This window comes from Halospina denitrificans (assembly GCF_004364635.1).
In the GTDB taxonomy this organism is placed as follows: Bacteria; Pseudomonadota; Gammaproteobacteria; order Pseudomonadales; family Oleiphilaceae; genus Halospina; species Halospina denitrificans.
Genome location: NZ_SOAX01000001.1, coordinates 442,528 through 464,732, shown reverse-complemented (window position 1 = coordinate 464,732; position 22,205 = coordinate 442,528). Strand labels below are relative to the sequence as shown.

Below are 22,205 nucleotides of genomic sequence, written 5' to 3'. Positions count from 1 at the left end.
ATGGCGAATATCCTTAGAAACCGATTCACTATCCCCTGGACACCGTTCTATCGCCGATATCCTTATCGGAACGGGATTTCCATCAATAGTGCGGATGCGCGAGGACTTATCGACTTCGATCTCGGCATCTTTTGTAATCGAATCCCCAAGGCGGCCAATTCCTCGATCATCGTCAATCTGGCCTACTGTAAATATGGCCGGGAAATACCATCCAAACAGGCCAAGAAGTTGTTCCGCACACCTTCCGGCCTCAGCAAATCCGAGGTCGGGCAACTGGATCAGCTTTTCCGCTTTACCTTTGTCCGCAACCCGTACACTCGGGTTCTGTCGGCATTTCTCGACAAGGTTGACCGTCGTGCCAAGCGCAGAAACCAGGAAACGTCGTTTCTGGAATTCCTTCAGTATCTGGAGAAAGAGGGCCTGTACAGCAATGCGCACTGGGCCCCCCAAACGTCACTATTGCTGATGCCGTTAGAAAACTTCGACTTTATTGGTAAAACCGAAAACCTGACGTCGGATCTGGGGAGTGTTCTTTCCCGCATAGGTCATGATAGCGCGGCACAGGAGCTCCAGTCCGTCCTGTCGAATGCAACCGGTGCCGGATCCAAAATTGCGCATTATTACAACAACCAGGAACGCGAAATCGTCGAACGCCTTTACAGGGGTGATTTCGAGCGCCTCGGTTACTCCAAAGCATTGCCAGAGAGCCCCTGATGTCTGACTCCAAACCTTTATCCAACGACTCGTTTGGCAGCAGCCCCCCGTCACCACTGGCCAGGGCCTGCATCAGGCTCGCACAGACCATGCCGCCTAACAAAGCCGGCTTCCACGTTGCAAACCTGATGCGGTCGTGGGTAACGCGCTTTGCCTCGGTTCCGATGGATGTGCAAGCGGAAGATCTGCGCCTGCGCTGTTTCTTCCGTGACAACTACTCGGAGAAAAAGTTCGTTTTCACACCATGGCGCTTCGACGCGCAGGAACGCCGCTACATCCGGGATAACCTACCCGCCGACGGCGTGTTTCTCGACATCGGCGCCAATGTCGGCATCTACTCACTGACCGCACTCAAAGCGCTTGATACCAGAGGCACCCTGGTTTCCATTGAGCCCAACCCGGCCGTCCACAAGCGTCTGGTCTTTAACCTGAATGCCAATATGGATGCCAATCCGAACCAGGCCCCCACACTGCATACTGTCCAGGCGGGCATATCGGACCGGAACCACACTCTGGAGCTCCACATCAACCATTCCAACCTGGGACAGAGTTCGGTTAATGAGCACGGCCGCTCAAGGCACCAGGCCACTCAATCCAACGCCGGTGACACTGAATCGATACCCTGCCGGCCATTGCTTGAACTGCTAGAGGAACTATCGATACAACGCGTCGACGGTCTTAAAATCGACATTGAAGGTGCGGAAGACCGCGCCTTGGTCCCTTATCTCGAAGATTCACCGGAACACCTTCTTGCTCGCTTCATTCTTATTGAAAACTCGGAAGACGCCTGGGACCTCCCCCTTCTGGCAACCATGCAACAACGCGGGTACCAGCGGGTCCAACAGTTTTCCATGAACAGCCTGTATCGACTCGAATCCGCGGAAGGGAGTGGTCACCCTGAAGAAGCCCCGGGAGCCCCTTAACAATGAAAGTGTCCGTCATCATGACAACCTACAACTCTCCGCGGTGGTTGGAAAAGGTTCTCTGGGGCTACAGTGTCCAGACGCATACGGATTTCGAAATCATCATCGGCGATGACGGCTCGACCAGCGAAACTGCCGAGCTGATTGAGCGCATGCGGCGTGAAACCAGTCTGACAATCCGCCACCTTTGGCAGGAAGACAACGGTTTCCGTAAATGCCGCATTCTGAACAAAGCCATCCTGGCCGCCTCGTCGGACTACCTGGTATTCACTGATGGCGACTGTATTCCGCGCAACGACTTCCTGGCCGTGCACGTGCAAGAAGCGGCACCGGCTACCTTCCTCTCCGGCGGTTATCATAAACTCCCCATGAGCACGAGCGAGGCCATCACCCGGGACGATATCCTTTCCGGCCGCTGTTTTGATCTGCACTGGCTCAAAGCCCACGGTCTTAAAGCGAGTTACAAGAACAGCAAGCTGACCGCCAGCTACGGCAAGGCCCGCATCCTGAACCGGATCACCCCCACAAACTGCAACTTCAAGGGCTCCAACGCGTCGGCTTGGCGCGATGATATGCTACGGGTAAATGGTTTCGACGAACGCATGGCCTGGGGTGGCCTGGACAGAGAAGTTGGTGTGCGTTTGGAAAATGCCGGCATCAGGCCAAAACACGTGCGTTACAACGCGATCGTGATTCACTTGGATCATAAAAGGGGCTATAAAAACCCGGAAATGGTTGAGGAAAACAAAGCGTTACGCATTTCACGACAAAAAGCCGGAACGATTCGCACCGATCAAGGCATCGAACAGCTTTCCGAAGACGCTGTTGAACCTGACTAAGCGGAAAAAAGCCGACGAAGGCTTACTTCAATCTGGTTCAGGGTCTTGAGCCAACCGGTTCCGGTAAGAGGGTTATACGCCCAGGGTCGTGGCGGATCGTTTGGCTCACAATTAAGAAAGTCCTCAGCGTAAGGCAACACTTCCGGATCCCGTGCCTTAAGAGACCTTACCTGCGCTTCATCCATAATGCGAAACGGATAGTAGCCACAGTTACGCTTTTTCTCCGCCAACCTTAACCCTAAGGTTTTCCGTTTCCCTCGATACGCAGGGACTTCCGGCAACCACATAGCAAAGGGAGCAAACAGGTACCCCATTGGAGAGAACACTTCCTTCGCCTGCCGCTCGTTTTCCGGTTCTGAACGCCCAAAGTGCCATTCGACTTCCAGCAGGCGGGCCGGCTTCATAATGAGTAATGCGGAGAAGAACCGCCCGGCACTGTTGGAAGACTCAGATCGAAAGTAAAGACCAGAATCACCATCGTAGGTATACGCCAGTCCGCGGTTTCGATTAATACCCCTTATAAAACAGGGACTGATAAAACCAAGAGCAGGATTATTATCAAAACGGGTTTCCAACTCCCCAATTTCGGAAGAATCCAGATGGCGCACAACCTGTGTATCATCCTGCAGAAAGCAGACAAGACTTTCGTCCCGGCAATAGTCCAGAGCAGCCTGCATGTTATCGTACAGACCTCCAAGCCGGTGACTGGACACAGAACCTGGCTTGAGCACCGTGTGACGCTCCTCAAGGCTGGCAAGGAACGTACAGGTTTCCGGATCGGTACTGTCATCATCAAAAATGACGACATGAGCATCCGGTACACACTGCTCAATCGATTCAACGCAGTTCTCGAGAAACCGTCCGCGGTTGAAGGAGAAAACACAGAAAATCATGCGAAGTCAGCCCTGATAGGTGTTCCAGTCTATTTGCGTCGATCCAGACGGCCTTCCCGGTACCAGGACTGCAACAGACGCAACCAGGTACGGAAACGGGTTTTGGTGCCACTGCCCGAATAACGGCCCTTTTGAACGTGTCGAATCCGGTAAACGCCCGGGATATCAATTGGAGCACCCTGGCTCCTGACCAACCAACGAAAAGCCCTGTCCTCATGGGCCTTGCGCCATTGCTCAGCCGGAGTCTGGTACAGGCGCAGGGAACGGCAATACCCCACAGCCCTGCATACATCCCCGTGAGCAATCTGAAGGGGACCGGTTGCCCGGGACGGATGACGGGCCGTGAACTCGCTATCATCAACGTCCACAAGTGCTGGCTCGCCCGCGCCCTGCTGAAGCATGGGGTTGTCTTCCCGGAGCAGTTCCGTACACCGTTCCTCAGAAGGATAGACGAGCGCGTCGCGCCGGCCCTGCAGCTTTTCCGCCAGCGCATCCAGACACCCCTTCCGGAACATGAGGTCGCAGTCAGTAAACCAGACCCAGTGCGCGTTGGTGTTCAGTGCCGCCTGGTTTCTGCCGATGCCGCGCCGAAAGAGCGATTCCTTCTCGAAGGGCATCCAGTTCCAGGTTACGTTGGGCACTTCCATGCCCTCAAAAAAAGCGAGTAGGCGTGCGGTCTTTTCATCTTCCGGGCTGTAACAGACCGTCATCGTCAGATGCAGTTTCTCGGGCGGGAAATGGACCAGCGAGCTCAGCTGGTACGCCAGGAAATGCGCGTACTGCCAGCAGTGGCTGACCACTTCAACTTCAAGCTTTCCCGTAAAGGCACGACATTCCTCCTCCGACGGAAGGGCAGGCTCAAACCACCGTGGCGGCACCCAGCCCTTGGCCGCCAGTCGATAGAACCAGAGGACGAAGTAGGCATATACGGATTTGAGTAATCCGGCTCGCATAGAATTCCCGGAACCTTGTTTCGAAGGCCGTTTCACTAAGGCGTAGATGGTAGCATGCTGCTCAGGAAGGGGACAGCGCGTGCGGAGAACCAGACGAGGCGGTATCGCAGGGGTGTACTGCAAACTGCTATGATCCAGCGTCAACCAGTTTACACAAGGTCAAAAAGCGCCTGTCCCATGATTATTTCCCATAAATATGGTTTTATATTTCTTAAAACAAGCAAGACGGCTGGCACCTCGGTTGAAATAGCCCTGTCCCGCTTCTGTGGCCCGGACGATATCATCACACCGGTTTCCGCTGACGACGAGTTAAAGCGCCAGGCAGCCGGCGGTGTTGCACCCCAGAATTATCTGGTTTCTCCGTTGCGATACACCCCTTTTGAATGGTGGAAAAAACTCACCCGAGGTAAGCCGGCATTACGCTTCTACAACCATATCCCAGCGCGTAAGGTTAAGCGTCGTATCGGCTCGGACATCTGGGACCGCTATTACAAGTTCTGTATTGAGCGTAATCCATGGGACCGCGTCATATCCCAGTATTACTGGCGCCAACGGAATCTTGGGGCCGACCAGATGCCCTCAATTGTGGAATTCCTGGACTCCGACGATACCCGCTCCCTCAAAAGAAAAGGATTCCAGCTTTACACCCTGAAGGGCCAGGTCGCAGTTGATAAAATCTGCCGCTACGAATCCCTGGAAGAAGACCTGGAAGAAGTCCGGCAACACCTTGGCCTCCCGGAACCACTGGAGCTCCCCAGCGCCAAATCCGGAATCCGCAAGGACAAGCGCCACTACAGCGAGGTCCTTTCCGAAACCGAGAAAGACCGGATTGCGGAACTCTTCAAGGACGAAATCGAACTGATGGGATACAAATTCTAGTCAGCATTACGATCAAACGTTGACTGCCCATGCAGGGCCCGGCGCAACCTCAGCCACACCCTGAGCTTGCGCCACAAATTCAGCGGCTTCGGTTTCAGTCGATCCTTCTCCTCTTCAAGGAACCGCTCCACCGCCTCCAGTACACGCTCACTGGAGTGCCCATCGGTATAGCTGTGCAGCTCATGACAGACGCTCCGCATGGCGCTCAGCAACGACTCCGGTCGCTCCAGCGCCCTGCTCAGAGCACTTTCCACAGCCTCGGGCCTTTCCACATCAATCAACCACGGCCCCGGCATCCGGGTATTCAGGGTCACCACCGGCCGATCCAGGAACATGAACTCGAACATGATGGAGGAGGTATCACAGAGCATCACGTCCGCTTCCGGTAACCGGGGAATCAGGTCTTCATCACTCTCGACAAACTCAAGGTTCTCCCCGGCCAGCGCCCGATACCGACCCACCAGGGCCGGGTCCATCTTGGGATGCAGCGTCACGATAAAACGCCACTGACCGGATGCCGCCATCCGCTCAATCTGAGGAAGCAGTTGCGGTGCGGCTGTCACGCTCTTGCTGAAGGTAGAGGCAAAGAAAACGGTTGGAACGCCATTACCGGCGTCCGTTGTACTCGCCGAGGTCGCTTCGGAACGAGCCTGAAAGAGCGGGTCCAGCTTGGGCCACCCGGTATGGGCAACAGAAAAATGCCCGTATTCCCGTGCCAGGGACTGGAATTTCCTGGTATCGGTCTCGGCATGGGTGCAATACAGGTCGAACCAGCCGCGAATCCGGTAATGGTCGCTTTCGTCCTCTGAGGCGTGGCCGCGCTTATTGCGGGCCAGCCCATGAAACACCTCGACCTTGATGCCCGGGAAAAACCAGGGTACCCAGTCCCCCGGAACGAAGGTGGCCGTTGCCCCGTACGCCATCACCTCGCGCACCGTCCGAAGCCGGTGCTCGTCATCCTTCAGGGGCCTTGCCGTGCATCCGGCGACGAACCAGGCCACCTCATCACCCCGGGCGCGGATGGCATACTGCAACGGGCGGAGAATTGAATAGGCATAGGGCTGGTTCACGAAAAACAGGTAGCGCGCCATCAGTAGGACACCCCTTCAATTCCCTTTGTTTGCGGCGTCGATAGACGGAAATACCGCTCCATGACCAGCAATGAGATCAACAGCTCCCGCTCCGGGTCCATGAATTGCGCAACATGGCGATTGGCATTGCGGATGATGGTTTCCGCCTCGTCCGGGTTGTCGTTGTAGTAACGGATTGTCTCTTCCAGATCGGAGTGGTCGTCTGCGAGCTGGGCATAATGAATGCCAGGCTCCAGGGTGCCTTCCATGAACCAGGTTTCGTATCGCGGCTTCCGCATCAGGCAGAGGGAGTTGGAGGCGAGTATCCATTTGAGGTTCGTGGCCACATCGTTACCTTCGATGCTGATGATATACCGATAAGCCAGCTGCTCGCTGGCGGGCATAAACCCGGTATGCCAGGGTTCGCCCTCGGATTCCGGGTGGTTGCACCCTACGTCGCAAAGTGGGTGACCGTGATAGCGCTTCACGAACTCCCGCCGCTGGGGCTGGCTGGCCTTGCCCCGCCAAATCGCCTTCGGGTGCTTGTCGCGGAACGCCTGTCCGTCGCTCACCATGAAGTAATGGCGCACCTGGTTAAGCTTGAGCAGTACTGAATTGGCATTTTCCGCAGCGCTCCCGATGGGGCGGCTTTTCACAAAGCTGGGGGTATCGGGAACCGTGGTCAGGTCACCAAACCGGTAGCTGAAGCGCACATCGTCCGGGAAGCAACGGATCAGGCGCTTGAAATCCAGGTAATAGGCGGAGCGCTGGCCCCGGCGTGAAAAATCCCGTTTCCGTATAGCCTCATCCCCCGGATCAAAGGGCTGAGAGAGGCGATTGTAATAGGTGACCCGTTGCTCGATGGCCGCTTTACTCGCCTCATCCAGTTGCCTGAATCCGGCCATCAGCCTTGCGCGTTTTCGCCGCCAGACCCAATCGGGAACAAGCAGGTCGGCGAGGGCCCGAGTGTAGAACCGGAGTTTGTGAAGATTGCGCTCGTACCTGCCTCCCGAGATCATAACCACCTATCCCGAGCGGTAGCCCTGGAGCAGCTGCGCCCAGGCCTCTTCCAGGCTGATGCCGCTCTCCGGCCAGGCCAGCTTTTCCAGCGAACGATGGAGCCGCTGAAGGTTCCGGTCCCGCCAGCCGTAACCCTTGCCTCTCAGCTGCCCCTTATCAAAATCAATGAGGTAGACCCCCTCATCCGAGAGCAGAATGTTGAAGCAGTTCAGGTCCGCGTGACAGATGGCCGCCTCGTGAAAGTCATGGATCGTCCGCCCCACGGCCCGCCACGCATCGTTGCCAAGGGTACCGACGATGCTTCCCAGCGCCCTGGTCCCGTAAAGACGTTCGACCAGTATCGCCGCCTGGTAGCCCACTGGGCCGGTCCGCCAGGCGGCCGCCGCAATGGGAGCCGGAACAGGAAGCTCAAGGGCTTTCATGTACTCCAGAAGGCGGAACTCGGAAAAAGAACGGGTCCGTTCCCGGCCCAGGTAAAGGTAGGTGGACCGGGACAGCCGGGCCATAAGCCCGCCACGCTGGTAGCGACGCAGCACCATGGGCGGCTGCGAATCGATGAACCAGGCGCTGCCGCGACCGCCGTCGTCCACGGCCCGGGCTTTCTGCCCCCACCATTCAGGCTCAAACCAGCCCCACTCAAAGGAAGCATCCCAGGCCCCTGCAACCAGTGCTTGCGCTCGCCCGTCTCCGACACTGGTTGCTGGTTCTGTCATGGGGGTATCGCGACCTCACTGCGGAAAACCGAAATTTCCCGGTCTTAAACGGGACGAAAAAAACAGATTACGTTAAGATGGCAGCCTTATTCGCGGGCAGACTGGCAATTATTACGCCGGATTCTATCAATCTATTACCGAACGACTCCAACTCAAGTTGATTCAGTTTACGCATGTCGAACGAATCGCCTGTCACTTCCATCAAGTCTGTCTGCATCCTGCGCCTTTCGGCGATTGGCGACGTCACCCACGTCCTGCCTGTTGTGCACAGCCTGAGAGAGCAGCTTCCGGGGGTCTCCATTTCCTGGATTGTCGGCAAGACCGAGGCTCATCTTCTGGAGGGCCTGCCCGGCGTTGAACTGATTGTTTTCGACAAGAGCGCGGGCCTGAAAGGTTATGTCGACCTGTGGCGACAGCTCAGGAAACGCCGGTTCGACGTGCTTTTCCACATGCAGGTGGCGATACGCGCCAACATCGCGGCTGCCCTGGTCCCCGCCAGCATCAAGATTGGCTACGACAGGGCACGGAGCAAGGACCTGCACGGCCTCTTCATCAACCGCCGCATTCACAGCTGTGACAGGCAGCATGTGCTGGACTGCCTCGCCAGTTTCCCCACGGCACTGGGTCTTGATCCGGCGCCGCCGCGCTGGAACCTGCCCCTGTCCCCGGACGATTACCGGTTCTCCGATGACTACATTGACCCCTCGCGGCTCAACATCGTCATCAGCCCCAGCGCCAGCCACGAACTCAGGAACTGGCCAGCCGCCCGCTATGCGGCCCTGGCGGACCATGCCGTAAAGCAGCACGGGGCAAACATCATCCTGGCCGGCGGCCCAGCCAGGACGGACAAGGCCTACTGCAGCGCCATCCAGGAACAGATGACCACCCATGCAACCAATATCTGCGGAGAGGACACCCTCAAGCAGCTGGCGGCGCTTCTGGAAAGGGCGGATCTGCTGATCGCGCCGGATACCGGCCCGGCCCATATTGCCAATGCCATGGGAACGGACGTCCTCGGCCTCTTCGCCAGCTCAAATCCCCACCGCTCGGGCCCCTACTATTCCCTGCAATGGTGCGTGAACCGCTACCCGCAAGCCCTGGAACGCTTCACGGGCCAGCGGGTCGAGCGTGCCCGATGGGGCACCAAGGCGGAATTCAACGGTGCGATGGAGTTGATTAGCGTTGCGGATGCAACGGCGATGCTGGACCAGTGGGTGGCGCAGCACTACCCCGAACGGCAGTAGTTCCGGTACGACTTTTCCTCGACAAAACGTGACCCCAGGGCCAGGTTTACCTTTTTCTTGATGGCAGCACGTTCATCGTTCGTGAAATAGACCTGTCTTGCCAGTTCAACGAAACGTTCCCCGAAGTCCCCGGCTGATTCCTGTTCCCGGATGGCGTCCTCTATGTCCCAGAGCTTTTCATTCACCGCCTTCAGTTCCTGGCGCTCCTGGTTCACGCTCGCGGGGTGCTCAAGAGTCCGGGCCCAGATGCCGTTGAGTTCATCCAGCTCGAGCCTGACATTCGCAAGCTTGGCGGGGTCATGCATTCGTTCGGACTTGATTTCGAGAATGGTAATCTTATCAAGAACCTCACCGAACGAGGCCGGTATCATCATGGTTTCAGCCATTTTTTTCCGAACTGCTCCTGCCCTGTTGAACATCGCAGTGCGGATTCTATCAGCTTCTGCCCTCCGACGATTCATCCGCCAGTGAAAGATGGGAAATATCCGGAGCTGGCGGTTCCGGCTTGTCTTCATTCTCCACCAGTTCCTCTCCAGGAGGCGCAACGGTCCAATCATCCAGGTGTTCGAACTCCGGAGGGGTTTCCTCGTGGATGGTGCCCAGCTGCTCACCCGGCTTCCCGAGCGAGAGCCCACTATCGGCAAGAATGGTGTCGACTTTTTCACCCGCCACCGGGAGACGGTCACCAGGCTCCTTTTCCACGGGAGCCGCGGCGGCGCCCGGTGAAGCGGCAGCCTCCGGCGAAGCTGCCGCCGAACCCTGAGACTGCGGCGCCTCTGCGTTCCCGGCATCAGTATCCGATGCCCCCCGGGACTCCCCGGCTTCAGGCGCCTGGGCGCCCTCCATGGCCTCAATGTAGGCGACCATTCCATTCTTCTTCAGCGCCGCCTGGTATTTCTGTGCCGTCTGGCCGTCCAGGTTGTTGCGTATCACCACGCGGCCACCGGAAAACATTTTCTCGACCTGGGCGTCAGTGGCCTTGAACAGCGCCTTGGCCTGCTGGCGCGCGGCATTTTCATCCACGCCACTGACGCATTCGCCCTTGAAAACCAGCTGATACATCTTGATCCGCTCCCGGCCTTTCCGCCTTCGTCATGCAATACCTACAGCATAGCGCAATTCGCTATTACTGCTCAGCCCTCCGGGTTTGTGAATCACGCCTCAGCGACCGGGCAAAAGTATGTAAAAACCGGTAGGAAGAAATCCCGAAATGCAGGATAATTGCGTTACCAAAGCACTACGTTCTGTTACAGAGCAGGGTTCACATGATCAGAAAACTCACATTGACTGTCCTGGTGCTGATGTTTACCGCCGCCCCATCGGCTGGCGCGGGCGAAATGCAAACCGGGCAACTCGAAAGTCGCCTGAAAACCGCGCTGGGAGAAGTCGGCAGCGAGTACCTGGGGCATGAGTCAGTGGCGGTTCCCGAGGACGGACACCCCAAAAAGTACCTTCTGCTGGATTTTGAGGGCCAGCAATCGGCTCGGAAGCAGGACCGCCAGCAGCGGATTCACAGCATCTGCATGCAGATCCTGAGAAACCGGGACCTCGTACGCGATCTTTCCCGAAATGGTTTCCACATGGTCTCGGTGGCGTTCAATAAGCAGTTCCAGTACGACTGCCTCTAGGGCAGAACTGAATCCTCCGTAAGCAGGCCCAACAGGTACTGGACGCGGTCCAGATCAAACCCTTCTATCGCCGCCAGAAGCTGGCGTGCGTAGTCCATCAGCTCCTCCACGCCCCTGGACCGCGCCAGCGCCAGAACATCCTGCCCGAACGCCTGGAGCGCCTCCGGGTCACCACTGTCCTTGAGTGAGGTAGCCCTGGGAACCAGGGTGCGCTGGATATCATGCCGCACCGACTGCTGCTCATCCGGCCCCAAGTCAGCCCAGGGAGTCAGCGTTGGCGGTTCACTGGATTCCGTCATCTCTTCGGGAGAGACTTCCTCATAATCCAGGTAATGGGCCAGTTCCGCCAGCAGGTCCTGGCGGCTGACGGGTTTGCGCAGATAGCCATGGAACCCGGCTTCCCGGATGCGTGCGGACTCGGTGGTCATGACCGAGGCGGTAAGCGCCACCAGGGGAATCCGGGCCAGGTCGGGGTCATCCATGAACGCCGCAAGCGCCTCAAAACCGTCCATGACCGGCATCCGGATATCCATGAGCACAAGGTCCGGGTGCCAGTCACGGGCACGCTCCAGGGCCTTGACGCCATCCTCGGCCTCCTCCACCAGCAGCCCCTCCGGTTCGAGAACATCCCGCACCAGCTGGCGGTTGACCGGGTTGTCATCAACAATCAGCACCCGCGCTTCACGGAAGCGATAGATCACGGGCACTGTTTCTTCCTGGATATCCGGCGATGCCAGCGCCGTCTCGACATCGTACAGCTGAACCCGGAACCGGGTCCCTTGGCCGGGCGTACTGACCACACTGAGGGTTCCATTCATCATCTCGACCAGCTTGCGGCTGATGGCAAGGCCGAGCCCGGTCCCCCCGTATTGACGACTGCTCTGGTCAGCCTGCTGTTCAAAGGCATCAAAGATCCGCGCCTGCTGCTCCTCGGGAATACCGATACCGGTATCAATCACCTCGATGCCCAGCACAGGCTCCTCTGCTTCCTGCCACTGGGTCCGGACGCGAACTTCGCCCTTGTCGGTAAACTTGATGGCATTGCCCACCAGATTGAACAGCACCTGCCGGAGCCGGGTTTCATCCAGAACCATTACGGGCGGGAGGTTGTCATCGAGCTCAAACACCAGGTCCAGGCCCTTTTCCCTGGCCCGGATCTCGAAGATATGACGAACGTCCTCCAACAGGCGCCCGAGATCCAGGGGGCCGTACTCAAGCCGCATCTTGCCGGCCTCGACCCGGGACAGGTCCAGGATGTCGTTGATCAGGGTCAGCAGGCTCCGGCTTCCCGCCTTGATTGAGGCCAGATAACCCTGTTGGCGCTCATCGGTAATGGTGCGCTCCAGCAGTTCCGTGTAACCGATGACCGCGTTCATTGGCGTGCGGATTTCGTGGGACATGTTGGCCAGGAATTCACTCTTGGCCCGGTTCGCTTCCTCCGCCTCATCGGCGAGATCCTCGGCGCGCTGCTTGGCGCTCAGGAGTTCATCCTCGCTGCGCCGCAAGGCCTGCTCGGATCGCAGCCGTTCATTGACCTCCCGGGAGAGCTTGCGATTCCAGTACAGGAACGCAGCCAGCACCAGAATGGCGATAAAGGCGACGCGGCGGACCACCGTATAGTCGGCACGCTTTTCCACGTCCAGCTTGATCCACTCGTTGTAGACCTTATCCAGTGCTTGTCGATCCAGGCTTGCGAGGGCCTTGTTCAGAATGCCCACAAGCTCCGGATTTTCGGGATCCACGGCCAGTCTCAGGTCGTACTGAAACGGCGTGATACTGGTAATGCGAAGATTCTGGAGCCCGAGGCGGGAGACGTTATAGCTGACCCCGGGAATCTGGGTCACCATGATGTCCAGTTCACTCTCGGAGACCTGCCTCAGGCCCTGCTCAATGGACGCAACAGGCTCCAGACGCAGGCTTGGATAGTAACGCCTGAGGTACTGTTGCGTGGCCATGTCCCGAACGACGCCGACACGCTCGTCCTCGAGCTCGGAGAGATCCCCGACGAACCGGTGATTCTCCCGCACCACAATAGCCACGGGAAAACTCACGTAGCTGCGGGTGAAGAGAAACCGGTCCTGGCGTTCGGGGGTTCTTGCAAGCGCCGGAAGAAGGTCGACCTGACCGTCCTTGAGGAGGTCTTCCGGATCTGTATCCGTATCCACCGGCACGCGCTCGAACTCATAACCAAGCTTCGCCTCAATCAGATCCAGAAGGTCCGGAATCACACCCCGGATGTCCCCCTCATCCTCGAACTCTGCCGGTGGCCAGCCGGTACGCAGGCCTACCTTCAGACCCGGATGCTCGTCGAGCCATTCAAGCTCACCCGCCGTCAGCACCAACTCCCGCTGCTGCTGTTCACTCACCGCATTGTTCCGCACCCAGGCACCCTGGATATTACGATGCTCCATGTTGGTCATGGAGGCGATGGCCGCATCCAGTGCGCCACGCAGCAAGCCCTTTTCAAAGGGCACTGCATAGGACAGGGACATGGGGTGTTCATCCAGTGCCTGGACGCGCTCGATGGCCGTGATGTCGTTGCTCTCAAGGTGCTGGTCGCCCACGGGAATGGGCGCCAGAAAGGCGTCAGCCTCTTCATCCAGCAAACGGTTCATGGCGCCACCCATGGTCCGGGCGGCTACGGGCGTGAATGAGGCGACGGGGTCGAGCAGTTCGAAGGTGTAGTGATCGCCGTCGAGGAAAACAATGCGATGACCGTCCAGGCTGCCGAGGCTTGTGATCTGGGCGTTGTCACGCCTGGCGTAGAGTCCGTAACTGACCTGCATGTAAGGGCGGGTAAAGCGGTACTGGCGGCTGGACCAGGTGTCTGAGCTGACCATGCTGACGGCATCGATCTCGCCCCGTTCCAGGGCCTCTTCCAGCATCATGGGCGTGCCGCCCACCATGGTCACGGGAACGCCGAGCTTGCGCTCAAGAAGCCGGGCGTAGCCGGATTCGGTGCCCAGCACCCGGCCAAAATCGTTCTGGTAGGCCAGCGGTGGCCGGCCTATCGGAATACCCAGACGCAGCTCCCCCTTGTCCTCGAGCCAGACCCGCTGGTCAAAACTGAGCTCGGGCAGGTTTTCCGTCGCCTGGAACGGGGTCGCGCCGGCCAGTGCGGGCGCCAGGACCAGCAAAAGAAACAACAGTGTTCTCGTCTTCGGCGTCATTGGGAATCACCCTCGCCCTGATCTGGCTGCCTGGTGCGGGCGGCACCGCGACGACGCGACCTCGCCCTGGGATGCGCCTGATCGTAGACGTTTGCCAAGTGCTGGAAATCCAGATGGGTATAGATCTGCGTGGTGGCGATATCCGCATGGCCGAGCAGTTCCTGAACGGCCCGAAGATCACCACTGGATTCGAGGATGTGGCTGGCGAAGGAGTGGCGCATCAGGTGCGGATGAATGCCCTGCTCGGAGTCATAGTGCTGCCCCCAGCGTCGGAGCCGCGCCTGGACCGTGCGTCGGTGGATTCGTGTGCCATGCCGGCTCACGAAAACCGCCGGCTCGTCGGCGCTCACCAGCTGGGTACGGATCCGGCACCAGTCAGCCAGAGCCTTGAGGGCCGAGCTACCGACCGGAACGATACGGGTCTTGTTGCCCTTGCCGGTCACCCGGATTGTGGCGCCCTCCGGGTCAACGTCATAGCGGTCAAGAGACACCAGTTCCGCCAAGCGCAGCCCGGATGAATACATCAGCTCCATCATGGCATGATCACGGACCTCCAGCGGGTCCTCGGGCGTCTGTTCAAGCAGGCGACTCATCTGATCCACATCCATGACGCCAGGGAGTGGCCGCTGGTTGCGGGGAGGCCGCACATCCAGAGCTGGATTATCCGCCTGGCGGCCTTCGCGGATCAGGAAGGTGAAAAAGCGGCGAATCGAGGAGAGGTGGCGCGCGATGGTCCGGGCGGCGCAGCCCCGCCGGGCCTGAATTGCGGCGTAGCGCCGGATATGATGCTGGGACAGCTGCGACCAGCTTTCGATGCCCTGCTCGCGGCACCACTCGGCCAGACGATCCAGATCCCGTCCGTAATGCTCACAGGTGTTCCCCGAGCTGCGCTTCTCGGAGGCGAGGTAGCCCAGAAAACGCCTGATATCAGCATCCCGCTCAGCACTGCTGGCGTCCCGGGGCGAAACAGGCTCTGACGCCATAACGGGCTCCGTGCTCAGGCTTCGGGTTGCTGGGTGTCGCTTCCAAGGGGTTCGATCAGCGGCGGCAGCAGGCGGCCCAGCGTGTCACTGATGTAGGTCATGAAGAGGGACCCCATACTGCTGTCGAAATAGTCTTCCTGCTCACTGCTGACGGCGATCAGCCCAAGGCAGTAATTGCGACGCACGGGGATCACCGCCGCCGACCCCACCTGGTCCGGCTGTGAAAACAACGCCTCCCTGTATTCCTGGCGCAGGCGCCCGAAGAGCGGTTTTTCCTCATCCAGGGCCTCGCCGAAAATCGCTCGTGCGCTGTCAGCGTCAAGATAACGCAGGGCCCCGCACTGGGAGGACGCCTCTTCGTTGGTCAGAACCGTCAGGGTGGCACTCTGCAGGTTGAAGTCGCCGCGGATCCGCTCATCCAGGACATTGGCGATCTCCTCAAGGGAACCGGCATCGAGCAACTGCATCAGGAGCCGCTTGCTGCGCGCGAAAAGCTGGTCGTTCTGGCGGGCGATGCCGATCAGGCCGGACAACTCCTCGCGCAGTGCATCCCGCTGTTCCCGAAACAGGTGGACCTGGCGCTCCACCAGCGAGATGGCCCTGCCACTGTCATGGGGAAGGCTCAGTTTCTGCAGGAGCTGTTCATGGCGCTCAAAAAAATCGGGATGACGTTCCAGGTAAGCCTCAACATCGGCTTCCGTGATCGCCGGAGTCACCTGCTCCGCGGTCTGATCTGTCATCAACTACCTCCAGTAAGCTCAGGCGGATGCCTTATCCCTGCCCTTCTTTTTTCGGTTATTGTCGGGTCGGCCACCACGACGCGGGCGGCGTGCCTCTCCAGGCGGCCGGATCCTGCCTTCAAAGACCCGTGTCGCAGGGCCCTCCATCGTAACAGGGGATCCATCCCCCGGCCACGCAACCGTCAGCTCACCACCGGCGAGCTCAACCTTCACCCGCTCATCAAGCAGGCCCCTCAATCGACCGGCGACAACAGCGGCACAGGCGCCGCTGCCACAGGCCCGGGTCTCGCCGACACCGCGCTCGTAGACGCGCAACCGCACGTGATCCGGGGCAAGCACCTGCATGAAGCCCGCGTTCGCCCGTGCCGGAAATCGCGGATGGGCCTCGATCAGGGGGCCCAGCGTTGCCACCAGCTCATCGGTGATGCTCTCCACCACCATGACGCCGTGGGGGTTGCCCATGGATACCGCGGAAAGATCCAGCATCTGCCCGTCCACTTCGACAGGATAGACCACCGCCTGCTCATCTGCCGCAAACGGGATTGCGGCCGGCGCCAGTTCAGGAATCCCCATGTCGACCCGCACCTGGTTCCTGCCAGTCACCTCGAGCGTCATGACCCCGGCGGCGGTCTGCACATGGATCAGGTTCTTTCGCGTCAGTCTCTGGTCATGGACGAAGCGGGCGAAACAGCGCGCGCCATTGCCGCACTGTTCCACTTCACCGCCATCGGCGTTGAAGATCCGGTAACGGAAATCCACATCCGGGCGCTCCGGAGGCTCCACCAGCAGCAGCTGGTCAAACCCCACTCCCAGGTGGCGATCACCCATGCGCCGTATCTGGTCGGCGCTCAACTGTACCGGCTGGGTAATGGCATCGATCACCATGAAGTCGTTGCCCAGACCGTGCATCTTGGTGAACCGCAGCCAGCCGCCACGACCCTTGCGGTTATCCGATGTCATGAGTCGAGCTCCGGCAGCGGCAGTTCCGGCGCCATCTGCTCTTCCAGCGTTTCCCGCCGGCGAGCGAGGTACACATGATCGCCGTCAACCAGGATTTCCGGTGGCCGGTTTCGTGCGTTGTAATTTGAACTCATGACAAAACCGTAGGCGCCCGCCGAGCGAACAGCAAGGAGATCGCCCGGCTGGATGGCCAGTTCCCGGTCCTTGCCAAGAAAATCGCCGGTTTCACAGACAGGCCCGACTACGTCGTAAACAGCGGTTTCCGCCAAAGAGTTGTCCACAACAGACTCGATGCCCTGCCAGGCGTCGTACAGCGACGGCCGGATGAGGTCATTCATCGCCGCGTCCACAATGGCAAAGCTGCGCGCTTCTCCGGGCTTCAGGCTCTGAACCCGGGTCACCATGATCCCGGCATTGGCCGCGATTGACCGACCCGGCTCAAGGATCAGTTCCAGATTCCGCGCCCCCAGCCGTTCACGCAGGGCTTCTCCGTAGGCCTGTGGGCTTGGCGGTGTTTCATCCCGGTAGGGCACGCCCAGGCCGCCGCCCATGTCCAGGTGGTGCAGCGTAATGCCGTCCTCCGCCAGTGAATCCACCAGCACGAGAACCCGCTCCAGGGCATCCAGGAAAGGCTCTGTTTCGGTAAGTTGGGAGCCGATGTGGCAGTCCACCCCGATAATGTCCAGATGTGCCAGGGAAGCGGCATGACCGTAAACATCCCGCGCGCGGTTGATATCAATCCCGAACTTGTTGTCCCTGAGACCGGTGGAAATATAGGGATGTGTGCCCGCATCAACGTCCGGGTTAACCCGCAGTGACACCGGCGCCCTGCGCCCCTGCTCACCCGCCACGGTGTTGAGCAGCTCAAGCTCCGCTTCCGACTCCACGTTGAAGCAGTACACCCCTGCTTCCAGCGCTCTCTCAAGCTCCCAGCGCTGCTTCCCGACGCCGGAGAAAACGGTGTTTCCAGGGTCACCCCCGGCGCGGATCACGCGCTCAAGCTCACCACCGGAGACAATGTCAAAGCCCGCGCCCAGCCGGGCCAGTACGTTGAGTACGGCCAGGTTGCCGTTTGCCTTTACGGCATAGCAGATGCGGTGGGGCAAGTCCCCGAGTGCCTGATCATAGGCACGGAAATGGCGTTCCAGGGTTGCCCGGGAATAGATGTAACAGGGACTGTCATACTGCGCCACAATCCGGGAAACCGGCACCTCTTCCGCGTAGAGTTCACCATCGCGCCTGTTGAAAAAATCCATTGATTGCCTGCTTGCCGGTTACTGTCATGAATACACTGGGCATGGAGTCGCCCGCTCACCCTTCCTCGTCTTCCTCGGCGGTTTCAGGGGTTGCGCTGTTGTCGCGGTAGAGATCGCCCTTCTGGCCACACCCGCCCATTACCAGCACACCGGCTAGAACCAGGGCTGTCACAGTTATCGCGAAGCACCGCATAGGATCGCCTCCAGTCCAAACGTCGCATTGTAACGCCGCTGTATCCCGAAACCCACCCGGTTTGTGCTAGCCTCACTCCGAGCAACTCGTGAAACGAAAAAGGCATTCCGCCGGTGAAAGAGTTTCTGATCAAACGCGTCCGTACCGAGCCTTCCTCCAACCCCCGGGCCAGCACCGGCAGCCTGCAGGTGGACGAGGAAGGCATCATCCGGGCGGCGGACGACACCGCCGAGGCGCTGTTCGGTTATGGCATTCTCCAGATGCAGGGCCTGCCCATGGTGGACCTGGTGGCGAGCCGTGAGGACAACCCGTTGGCGCCGCCGCTCAATGACCGCCTGGAGACAGGCGAGAGCGCCCTCATTACCGCTCTCCATGCCACGGGCTACTTTTTCACCATCAATATCAGACGTTCCCTGACGGAAACCGACACCGCCACCAGCCAGACCGCCCAGATCCGGCCGCGACAGGGCACGCCGCTGGACACCCGCATCCTGAGACTGGCGGAAGACAGCGCCGGGCTGGGCATCTGGGAGATGGACCCGGACAGCAATCGAATATACTGGTCCGAGGGCGTTTTCCATCTATTGGACCTGCCGCCTGGCAATCAGCTTGATCCCGAACACGTTCTGTTCTATTTCCAGGAACACCAGGCACGGGTGCGCCGGGCCTTCCTGAGCTGCCTGCGCCGGGGCGAAGCCTTTTCGATGGAAGTTCCCGTACTCACGGCCCGGCAGAACCAGCGCTGGCTGCGCCTTACCGGCCACAGCCTCAATGATGGCCAGCGCAGCCGTGTCATCTGCGGCACCGCCGTGGATATAACCGCCCGTCGCGCCGATGCCCACTCCGCCCAGACCTGGAAGTACCGGACCCAGAGCGTGCTTGCCGCCTCCGATGATCTCATTGTGATCATGAATCCGGAGCTTGAGATTGTTGCAGTGAATCGCGCCTATTCAGACGCCTTTGAAGCCGTTTTCGGAATTACTCCCAATGTTGGGGATCAACTGCAGGACCTGCTGGAAGATCACCCGGATGAGCGCCGCCTCTACAACCGCCTGTGGGAACGAGCCATGGGTCAGGAAGGCTTCTGCGTGGAAATGCCGCTCATCCAGTCCGATGAAAAACTGCCCGTCTACGAAATCCAGTTCAACCGGATCTTCTCGCCCGACGGCGAACTTCTCGGCGCCGCCCATGTTGGCCGCAGCAAGAGTGCCCCGCACTCGGAGGCCCAGGAACACGTGCACTACCTCAACAGCCATGACCCGCTCACGGGCCTGTTGAACCGGCGCGAACTCCTCCAGCGCCTGAGCCGCGCCCTTAATGTTGTCCGTGAATCGGGTACGCCTCACAGTCTGGCCTATATGGATCTGGATGGCTTCAGTACACTCAACGCCCGGTTTGGCTCCGGTGGCTGTGACCGCTACCTGCGCGCGCTCAGCAGCATGCTTATTAACCGCCTGCGCCAGCGTGACACCATTGCCAGGGTCGCCAGCGACCAGTTCGTCATCATCCTGGACAATTGCGGCACGGACGAGGCGACCAAGGTCTGCCACAGCCTGAGGGATGCCGTGGCCGAGTTCGAGTTTGACTGGCGCGGGGCCACCGTCCAGACAACCATCAGCGGCGGCCTGCTGCCGCTGCATCTTGAGCAGGATGCCTCCCCCGAGCACTGCCTGAGCCTGGCGGCGGATCTGTGCGAGACCGCCAAGACCACCGGCCCCGCCAGCCTCAGCCTCTACCGCCCGCGCGCCGGCATCGACGATGAGACCGCGACGCGGGAGGAACTCGCCCAGTTAATGCATGCCATTACCACGGATGCCATTGAGCTCCACTTCCAGGCGCTGCGCCCGATTGCCAGCGCGACCTGGGGGGATCACGTGGAAGTCCTGTCGCGGTTGCATCGGGAACCTCGGGATGACGGCGGCAGTTATAGCGAGCTCTGGCGACCGGCCGCGTTCATGCCCCTGGCGGAGCGCTATGACCTGGGTTACGCCCTGGATCGGCGCGTGATTGCCCGGGCCATTGAATGGCTCGAAGCCAATCCGCTGATGCAGCCGCGCCTGAAAATGATCAGCTTCAATCTCTCCGCCAGCAGCATGCTTGATGAGGGCTTTGCCCGGGAGATTGCGAGCCAGATCCAGTCATCCTCGTTCGACGCCTCCAGCTACTGTTTCGAGATCCGCGAGGCCCACGCCTGCGACTACCCGGAAGCCGCAAAGCACTGCTGCAATGTCCTCCGCGAGATTGGCTGTCGTATTGCGCTTGATGGCGCCGGAGTACGCGGGCAATCCCACAGGCTGATCGGCGAACTGGGGGCGAGCATTGTCAAGATTGACGAAACACTCATGCAGGGGCTCGCTTCGAACCCGTTACAGGTGGTTATGGTGGAAGCACTGCACCGCATGGCGACACTGTCCGACGCGGTGACGGTCGCCCCCTTTATTGAGGACGAGGCCACCCTGAAAAAAGTCCGTGAGCTGGGGCTCCACTTCGGACAGGGTTACCGACTGACCCAGCCCGAGCTGCTCAACGAGCTGGCCCCCCCGGAAAAGACGGCCACTGGAAGAACCGGGGTCGCCGGACGTTAATCCTGAGTCGTCGTGCCCCGGCGCCGGGCCAGCGCTTCCCGCGCCTGTGCCACGGCGCCACGAACCTGTTCCGGGGCCGTGCCGCCAATGTGGTTCCTCGCCTGCACGGAGCCGTCCAGGGTCAGAACCTGGTAGACATCCTCCCCGATATCGGCACAGAACTGCTGGAGCTCATCCAGCCCCAGGTCCTCGAGATCACACTGGTTCTCGTCGGCGTGAGCCACTGCCTGACCCACCACCTCGTGGGCATCCCGGAACGCCAGCCCTTTCCGGACCAGATAGTCCGCCAGGTCGGTAGCCGTGGCGAATCCCTGGCGAGCGGCTGAACGGGTCCTGTTCCGATTCACGCCAACCGAGGGCATCATGTCCGCATAGGCCTTGAGACAACCCTTAACGGTATCGACAACATCGAAGACCGGTTCCTTGTCTTCCTGGTTATCCTTGTTGTACGCCAGCGGCTGACCCTTCATCAGCGTCAGCAGTGACATGAGGTGGCCGTAGACGCGCCCGGTCTTGCCGCGCACCAGTTCCGGCACATCCGGGTTCTTCTTCTGGGGCATGATGGACGAACCGGTACAGAACCGGTCCGGCAGGTCCACGAAGCTGAACTGGGCGGAGGTCCAGAGCACCAACTCTTCGCTGAACCGCGACAGGTGGGTGAGCAACAGCGAGGCAAAGCTGAGGAACTCGATGGCGAAATCCCGGTCACTGACCGAATCCAGTGAGTTGGCGGTGGGCGCATCAAAACCCAGCAACTGCGCCGTGTACTCGCGGTCAATCGGATAGCTGGTCCCGGCCAGGGCCGCCGCGCCCAGCGGCATGCGGTTCATGCGCCCACGGCAGTCCATCAATCGGCCGTAATCCCGGTCCAGCATCTCGTACCAGGCCAGCATGTGGTGGCCGAAGGTCACCGGCTGGGCGCTCTGCAGGTGGGTGAAGCCTGGCATAATGGTATCCGCCTCCTGCTCCGCCAGTTCCACCAGCCCCTCCTGCAGGCGATTCAGTTCTGCGGCGATGGTGTCGATCTCATCGCGCAGGTAGAGGCGGATATCGGTGGCGATCTGGTCGTTGCGCGAGCGCCCGGTGTGGAGCTTCTTGCCGGTAACACCGATGCGCTCGGTCAGTGCCGCCTCGATGTTCATGTGCACATCCTCGAGCGATACCGACCACTGGAAACGCCCTGCCTCGATGTCCTGGCGCACCGCTTCGAGCCCCTCGATGATGCTGTCCCGTTCCGCCTCGGCCAGAACCCCGACCTTCGCCAGCATGCGCGCGTGGGCGATCGACCCCTGGATGTCGTGATGGTAGAGGCGCTGGTCAAAACCCACCGACGCCGTGAAGCGCTCCACGAACGCATCCGTGGGTTCACTGAACCGGCCGCCCCAGAGTTTGTCCGCCGCTTTATGATCGTCGCTCATGGTCTATCCTGTGTTCATGGAGTA

At 59.7% G+C, this 22,205-nt stretch carries 21 protein-coding genes; 7 read left to right on the top strand and 14 right to left on the bottom strand.

Annotation, left to right across the window (positions count from 1 at the left end):
- The 3 genes from DES49_RS02200 to DES49_RS02190 are packed head-to-tail and all read left to right on the top strand — an operon-like array spanning position 1 to position 2,476.
- Positions 1–714 (top strand): sulfotransferase family protein, encoded by a 714-nt coding sequence (locus DES49_RS02200; RefSeq protein ID WP_133734734.1) that lies wholly within the window; start codon positions 1–3, stop codon positions 712–714.
- Positions 714–1,637, top strand: a complete 924-nt coding sequence (locus DES49_RS02195) for an FkbM family methyltransferase (RefSeq protein ID WP_133734733.1) — start codon at positions 714–716, stop codon at positions 1,635–1,637. The genes DES49_RS02200 and DES49_RS02195 overlap by 1 nt, the downstream gene beginning before the upstream one ends.
- Before the next feature lie 2 nt (positions 1,638–1,639).
- A complete protein-coding gene (locus tag DES49_RS02190) occupies positions 1,640–2,476 on the top strand; it encodes a glycosyltransferase family 2 protein (RefSeq protein WP_133734732.1) in 837 nt (278 codons plus the stop codon).
- On the opposite strand, the gene DES49_RS02185 is transcribed toward DES49_RS02190, so the two are convergent.
- Positions 2,473–3,369, bottom strand: coding sequence for a glycosyltransferase family 2 protein (locus DES49_RS02185; RefSeq protein WP_133734731.1), 897 nt, complete (start codon positions 3,367–3,369; stop codon positions 2,473–2,475). The genes DES49_RS02190 and DES49_RS02185 overlap by 4 nt on opposite strands.
- 29 nt (positions 3,370–3,398) lie before the next feature.
- Positions 3,399–4,322, bottom strand: a complete 924-nt coding sequence (locus DES49_RS02180; protein ID WP_133734730.1) for a glycosyltransferase family 2 protein — start codon at positions 4,320–4,322, stop codon at positions 3,399–3,401.
- Positions 4,323–4,499: 177 nt separating this feature from the next.
- On the opposite strand from DES49_RS02180, the gene DES49_RS02175 reads away from it, so the two are divergent.
- On the top strand, positions 4,500–5,201 hold the full coding sequence (locus DES49_RS02175; RefSeq protein WP_133734729.1) for a sulfotransferase family 2 domain-containing protein: 702 nt from the start codon (positions 4,500–4,502) through the stop codon (positions 5,199–5,201).
- On the opposite strand, the gene DES49_RS02170 is transcribed toward DES49_RS02175, so the two are convergent.
- From DES49_RS02170 to DES49_RS02160, 3 genes are read right to left on the bottom strand one after another with little or no spacing between them, the layout of a single operon-like run.
- On the bottom strand, positions 5,198–6,292 hold the full coding sequence (locus DES49_RS02170) for a CDP-glycerol glycerophosphotransferase family protein (protein ID WP_133734728.1): 1,095 nt from the start codon (positions 6,290–6,292) through the stop codon (positions 5,198–5,200). The two genes, DES49_RS02175 and DES49_RS02170, sit on opposite strands and share 4 nt — an antisense overlap.
- Positions 6,292–7,290: a glycosyl transferase family 90 gene (locus DES49_RS02165; protein ID WP_133734727.1), complete on the bottom strand. Its 999-nt coding sequence runs from the start codon at positions 7,288–7,290 to the stop codon at positions 6,292–6,294. The genes DES49_RS02170 and DES49_RS02165 overlap by 1 nt, the downstream gene beginning before the upstream one ends.
- A 6-nt stretch (positions 7,291–7,296) precedes the next feature.
- Positions 7,297–8,004, bottom strand: coding sequence for a 3-deoxy-D-manno-octulosonic acid kinase (locus DES49_RS02160; RefSeq protein WP_133734726.1), 708 nt, complete (start codon positions 8,002–8,004; stop codon positions 7,297–7,299).
- A gap of 173 nt (positions 8,005–8,177) precedes the next feature.
- Between DES49_RS02160 and DES49_RS02155 the strand changes: the two genes are divergently transcribed.
- On the top strand, positions 8,178–9,248 hold the full coding sequence (locus DES49_RS02155; RefSeq protein ID WP_243864819.1) for a glycosyltransferase family 9 protein: 1,071 nt from the start codon (positions 8,178–8,180) through the stop codon (positions 9,246–9,248).
- Here the strand turns inward: DES49_RS02155 and DES49_RS02150 are convergent.
- Together DES49_RS02150 and DES49_RS02145 are read right to left on the bottom strand one after the other, a co-directional pair.
- Entirely contained in the window at positions 9,230–9,634 is a 405-nt protein-coding gene (locus tag DES49_RS02150) for a DUF6165 family protein (protein WP_133734725.1), read from the bottom strand. The genes DES49_RS02155 and DES49_RS02150 overlap by 19 nt on opposite strands.
- Positions 9,635–9,683: 49 nt before the next feature.
- Positions 9,684–10,310, bottom strand: coding sequence for a hypothetical protein (locus tag DES49_RS02145; RefSeq protein ID WP_133734724.1), 627 nt, complete (start codon positions 10,308–10,310; stop codon positions 9,684–9,686).
- Between the two features lie 203 nt (positions 10,311–10,513).
- On the opposite strand from DES49_RS02145, the gene DES49_RS02140 reads away from it, so the two are divergent.
- Entirely contained in the window at positions 10,514–10,876 is a 363-nt protein-coding gene (locus DES49_RS02140; RefSeq protein ID WP_133734723.1) for a hypothetical protein, read from the top strand.
- On the opposite strand, the gene DES49_RS02135 is transcribed toward DES49_RS02140, so the two are convergent.
- From DES49_RS02135 to lptM, 6 genes are read right to left on the bottom strand one after another with little or no spacing between them, the layout of a single operon-like run.
- Entirely contained in the window at positions 10,873–14,046 is a 3,174-nt protein-coding gene (locus DES49_RS02135; RefSeq protein ID WP_133734722.1) for a transporter substrate-binding domain-containing protein, read from the bottom strand. The two genes, DES49_RS02140 and DES49_RS02135, sit on opposite strands and share 4 nt — an antisense overlap.
- Positions 14,043–15,029, bottom strand: a complete 987-nt coding sequence (gene xerC, locus DES49_RS02130) for a tyrosine recombinase XerC (RefSeq protein WP_133734721.1) — start codon at positions 15,027–15,029, stop codon at positions 14,043–14,045. The genes DES49_RS02135 and xerC overlap by 4 nt, the downstream gene beginning before the upstream one ends.
- Before the next feature lie 14 nt (positions 15,030–15,043).
- A complete protein-coding gene (locus DES49_RS02125) occupies positions 15,044–15,769 on the bottom strand; it encodes a DUF484 family protein (protein WP_133734720.1) in 726 nt (241 codons plus the stop codon).
- A gap of 18 nt (positions 15,770–15,787) precedes the next feature.
- Entirely contained in the window at positions 15,788–16,729 is a 942-nt protein-coding gene (gene dapF, locus DES49_RS02120) for a diaminopimelate epimerase (protein WP_133734719.1), read from the bottom strand.
- Entirely contained in the window at positions 16,726–17,985 is a 1,260-nt protein-coding gene (gene lysA / locus DES49_RS02115) for a diaminopimelate decarboxylase (protein ID WP_133734718.1), read from the bottom strand. Before lysA ends, dapF begins: the two co-directional genes overlap by 4 nt.
- Before the next feature lie 55 nt (positions 17,986–18,040).
- A complete protein-coding gene (lptM, locus tag DES49_RS15450) occupies positions 18,041–18,178 on the bottom strand; it encodes an LPS translocon maturation chaperone LptM (protein ID WP_166645959.1) in 138 nt (45 codons plus the stop codon).
- 113 nt (positions 18,179–18,291) lie between these two features.
- Between lptM and DES49_RS02110 the strand changes: the two genes are divergently transcribed.
- Positions 18,292–20,763 carry an EAL domain-containing protein gene (locus DES49_RS02110; protein ID WP_133734717.1) on the top strand — a complete coding sequence of 824 codons (2,472 nt, stop codon included), beginning with the start codon at positions 18,292–18,294 and terminating at the stop codon, positions 20,761–20,763.
- Here the strand turns inward: DES49_RS02110 and argH are convergent.
- Positions 20,760–22,181: an argininosuccinate lyase gene (argH, locus tag DES49_RS02105; RefSeq protein ID WP_133734716.1), complete on the bottom strand. Its 1,422-nt coding sequence runs from the start codon at positions 22,179–22,181 to the stop codon at positions 20,760–20,762. The two genes, DES49_RS02110 and argH, sit on opposite strands and share 4 nt — an antisense overlap.
- Positions 22,182–22,205 lie beyond the last annotated feature (24 nt).

Excerpts from the sequence above, each read along its gene's own strand:
- DES49_RS02150 (WP_133734725.1), bottom strand. The coding sequence starts at position 9,634 with ATGGCTGAAACCATGATGATACCGGCCTCGTTCGGTGAGGTTCTTGAT.
- DES49_RS02140 (WP_133734723.1), top strand. The coding sequence starts at position 10,514 with ATGATCAGAAAACTCACATTGACTGTCCTGGTGCTGATGTTTACCGCC.
- dapF (WP_133734719.1), bottom strand. The coding sequence starts at position 16,729 with ATGACATCGGATAACCGCAAGGGTCGTGGCGGCTGGCTGCGGTTCACC.
- DES49_RS02190 (WP_133734732.1), top strand. The coding sequence starts at position 1,640 with ATGAAAGTGTCCGTCATCATGACAACCTACAACTCTCCGCGGTGGTTG.
- xerC (WP_133734721.1), bottom strand. The coding sequence starts at position 15,029 with ATGGCGTCAGAGCCTGTTTCGCCCCGGGACGCCAGCAGTGCTGAGCGG.
- lysA (WP_133734718.1), bottom strand. The coding sequence starts at position 17,985 with ATGGATTTTTTCAACAGGCGCGATGGTGAACTCTACGCGGAAGAGGTG.
- DES49_RS02165 (WP_133734727.1), bottom strand. The coding sequence starts at position 7,290 with ATGATCTCGGGAGGCAGGTACGAGCGCAATCTTCACAAACTCCGGTTC.
- DES49_RS02175 (WP_133734729.1), top strand. The coding sequence starts at position 4,500 with ATGATTATTTCCCATAAATATGGTTTTATATTTCTTAAAACAAGCAAG.
- DES49_RS02185 (WP_133734731.1), bottom strand. The coding sequence starts at position 3,369 with ATGATTTTCTGTGTTTTCTCCTTCAACCGCGGACGGTTTCTCGAGAAC.
- DES49_RS02145 (WP_133734724.1), bottom strand. The coding sequence starts at position 10,310 with ATGTATCAGCTGGTTTTCAAGGGCGAATGCGTCAGTGGCGTGGATGAA.
- DES49_RS02195 (WP_133734733.1), top strand. The coding sequence starts at position 714 with ATGTCTGACTCCAAACCTTTATCCAACGACTCGTTTGGCAGCAGCCCC.
- DES49_RS02170 (WP_133734728.1), bottom strand. The coding sequence starts at position 6,292 with ATGGCGCGCTACCTGTTTTTCGTGAACCAGCCCTATGCCTATTCAATT.
- argH (WP_133734716.1), bottom strand. The coding sequence starts at position 22,181 with ATGAGCGACGATCATAAAGCGGCGGACAAACTCTGGGGCGGCCGGTTC.
- DES49_RS02125 (WP_133734720.1), bottom strand. The coding sequence starts at position 15,769 with ATGACAGATCAGACCGCGGAGCAGGTGACTCCGGCGATCACGGAAGCC.
- DES49_RS02160 (WP_133734726.1), bottom strand. The coding sequence starts at position 8,004 with ATGACAGAACCAGCAACCAGTGTCGGAGACGGGCGAGCGCAAGCACTG.
- DES49_RS02135 (WP_133734722.1), bottom strand. The coding sequence starts at position 14,046 with ATGACGCCGAAGACGAGAACACTGTTGTTTCTTTTGCTGGTCCTGGCG.
- lptM (WP_166645959.1), bottom strand. The coding sequence starts at position 18,178 with ATGCGGTGCTTCGCGATAACTGTGACAGCCCTGGTTCTAGCCGGTGTG.
- DES49_RS02180 (WP_133734730.1), bottom strand. The coding sequence starts at position 4,322 with ATGCGAGCCGGATTACTCAAATCCGTATATGCCTACTTCGTCCTCTGG.
- DES49_RS02200 (WP_133734734.1), top strand. The coding sequence starts at position 1 with ATGGCGAATATCCTTAGAAACCGATTCACTATCCCCTGGACACCGTTC.
- DES49_RS02155 (WP_243864819.1), top strand. The coding sequence starts at position 8,178 with ATGTCGAACGAATCGCCTGTCACTTCCATCAAGTCTGTCTGCATCCTG.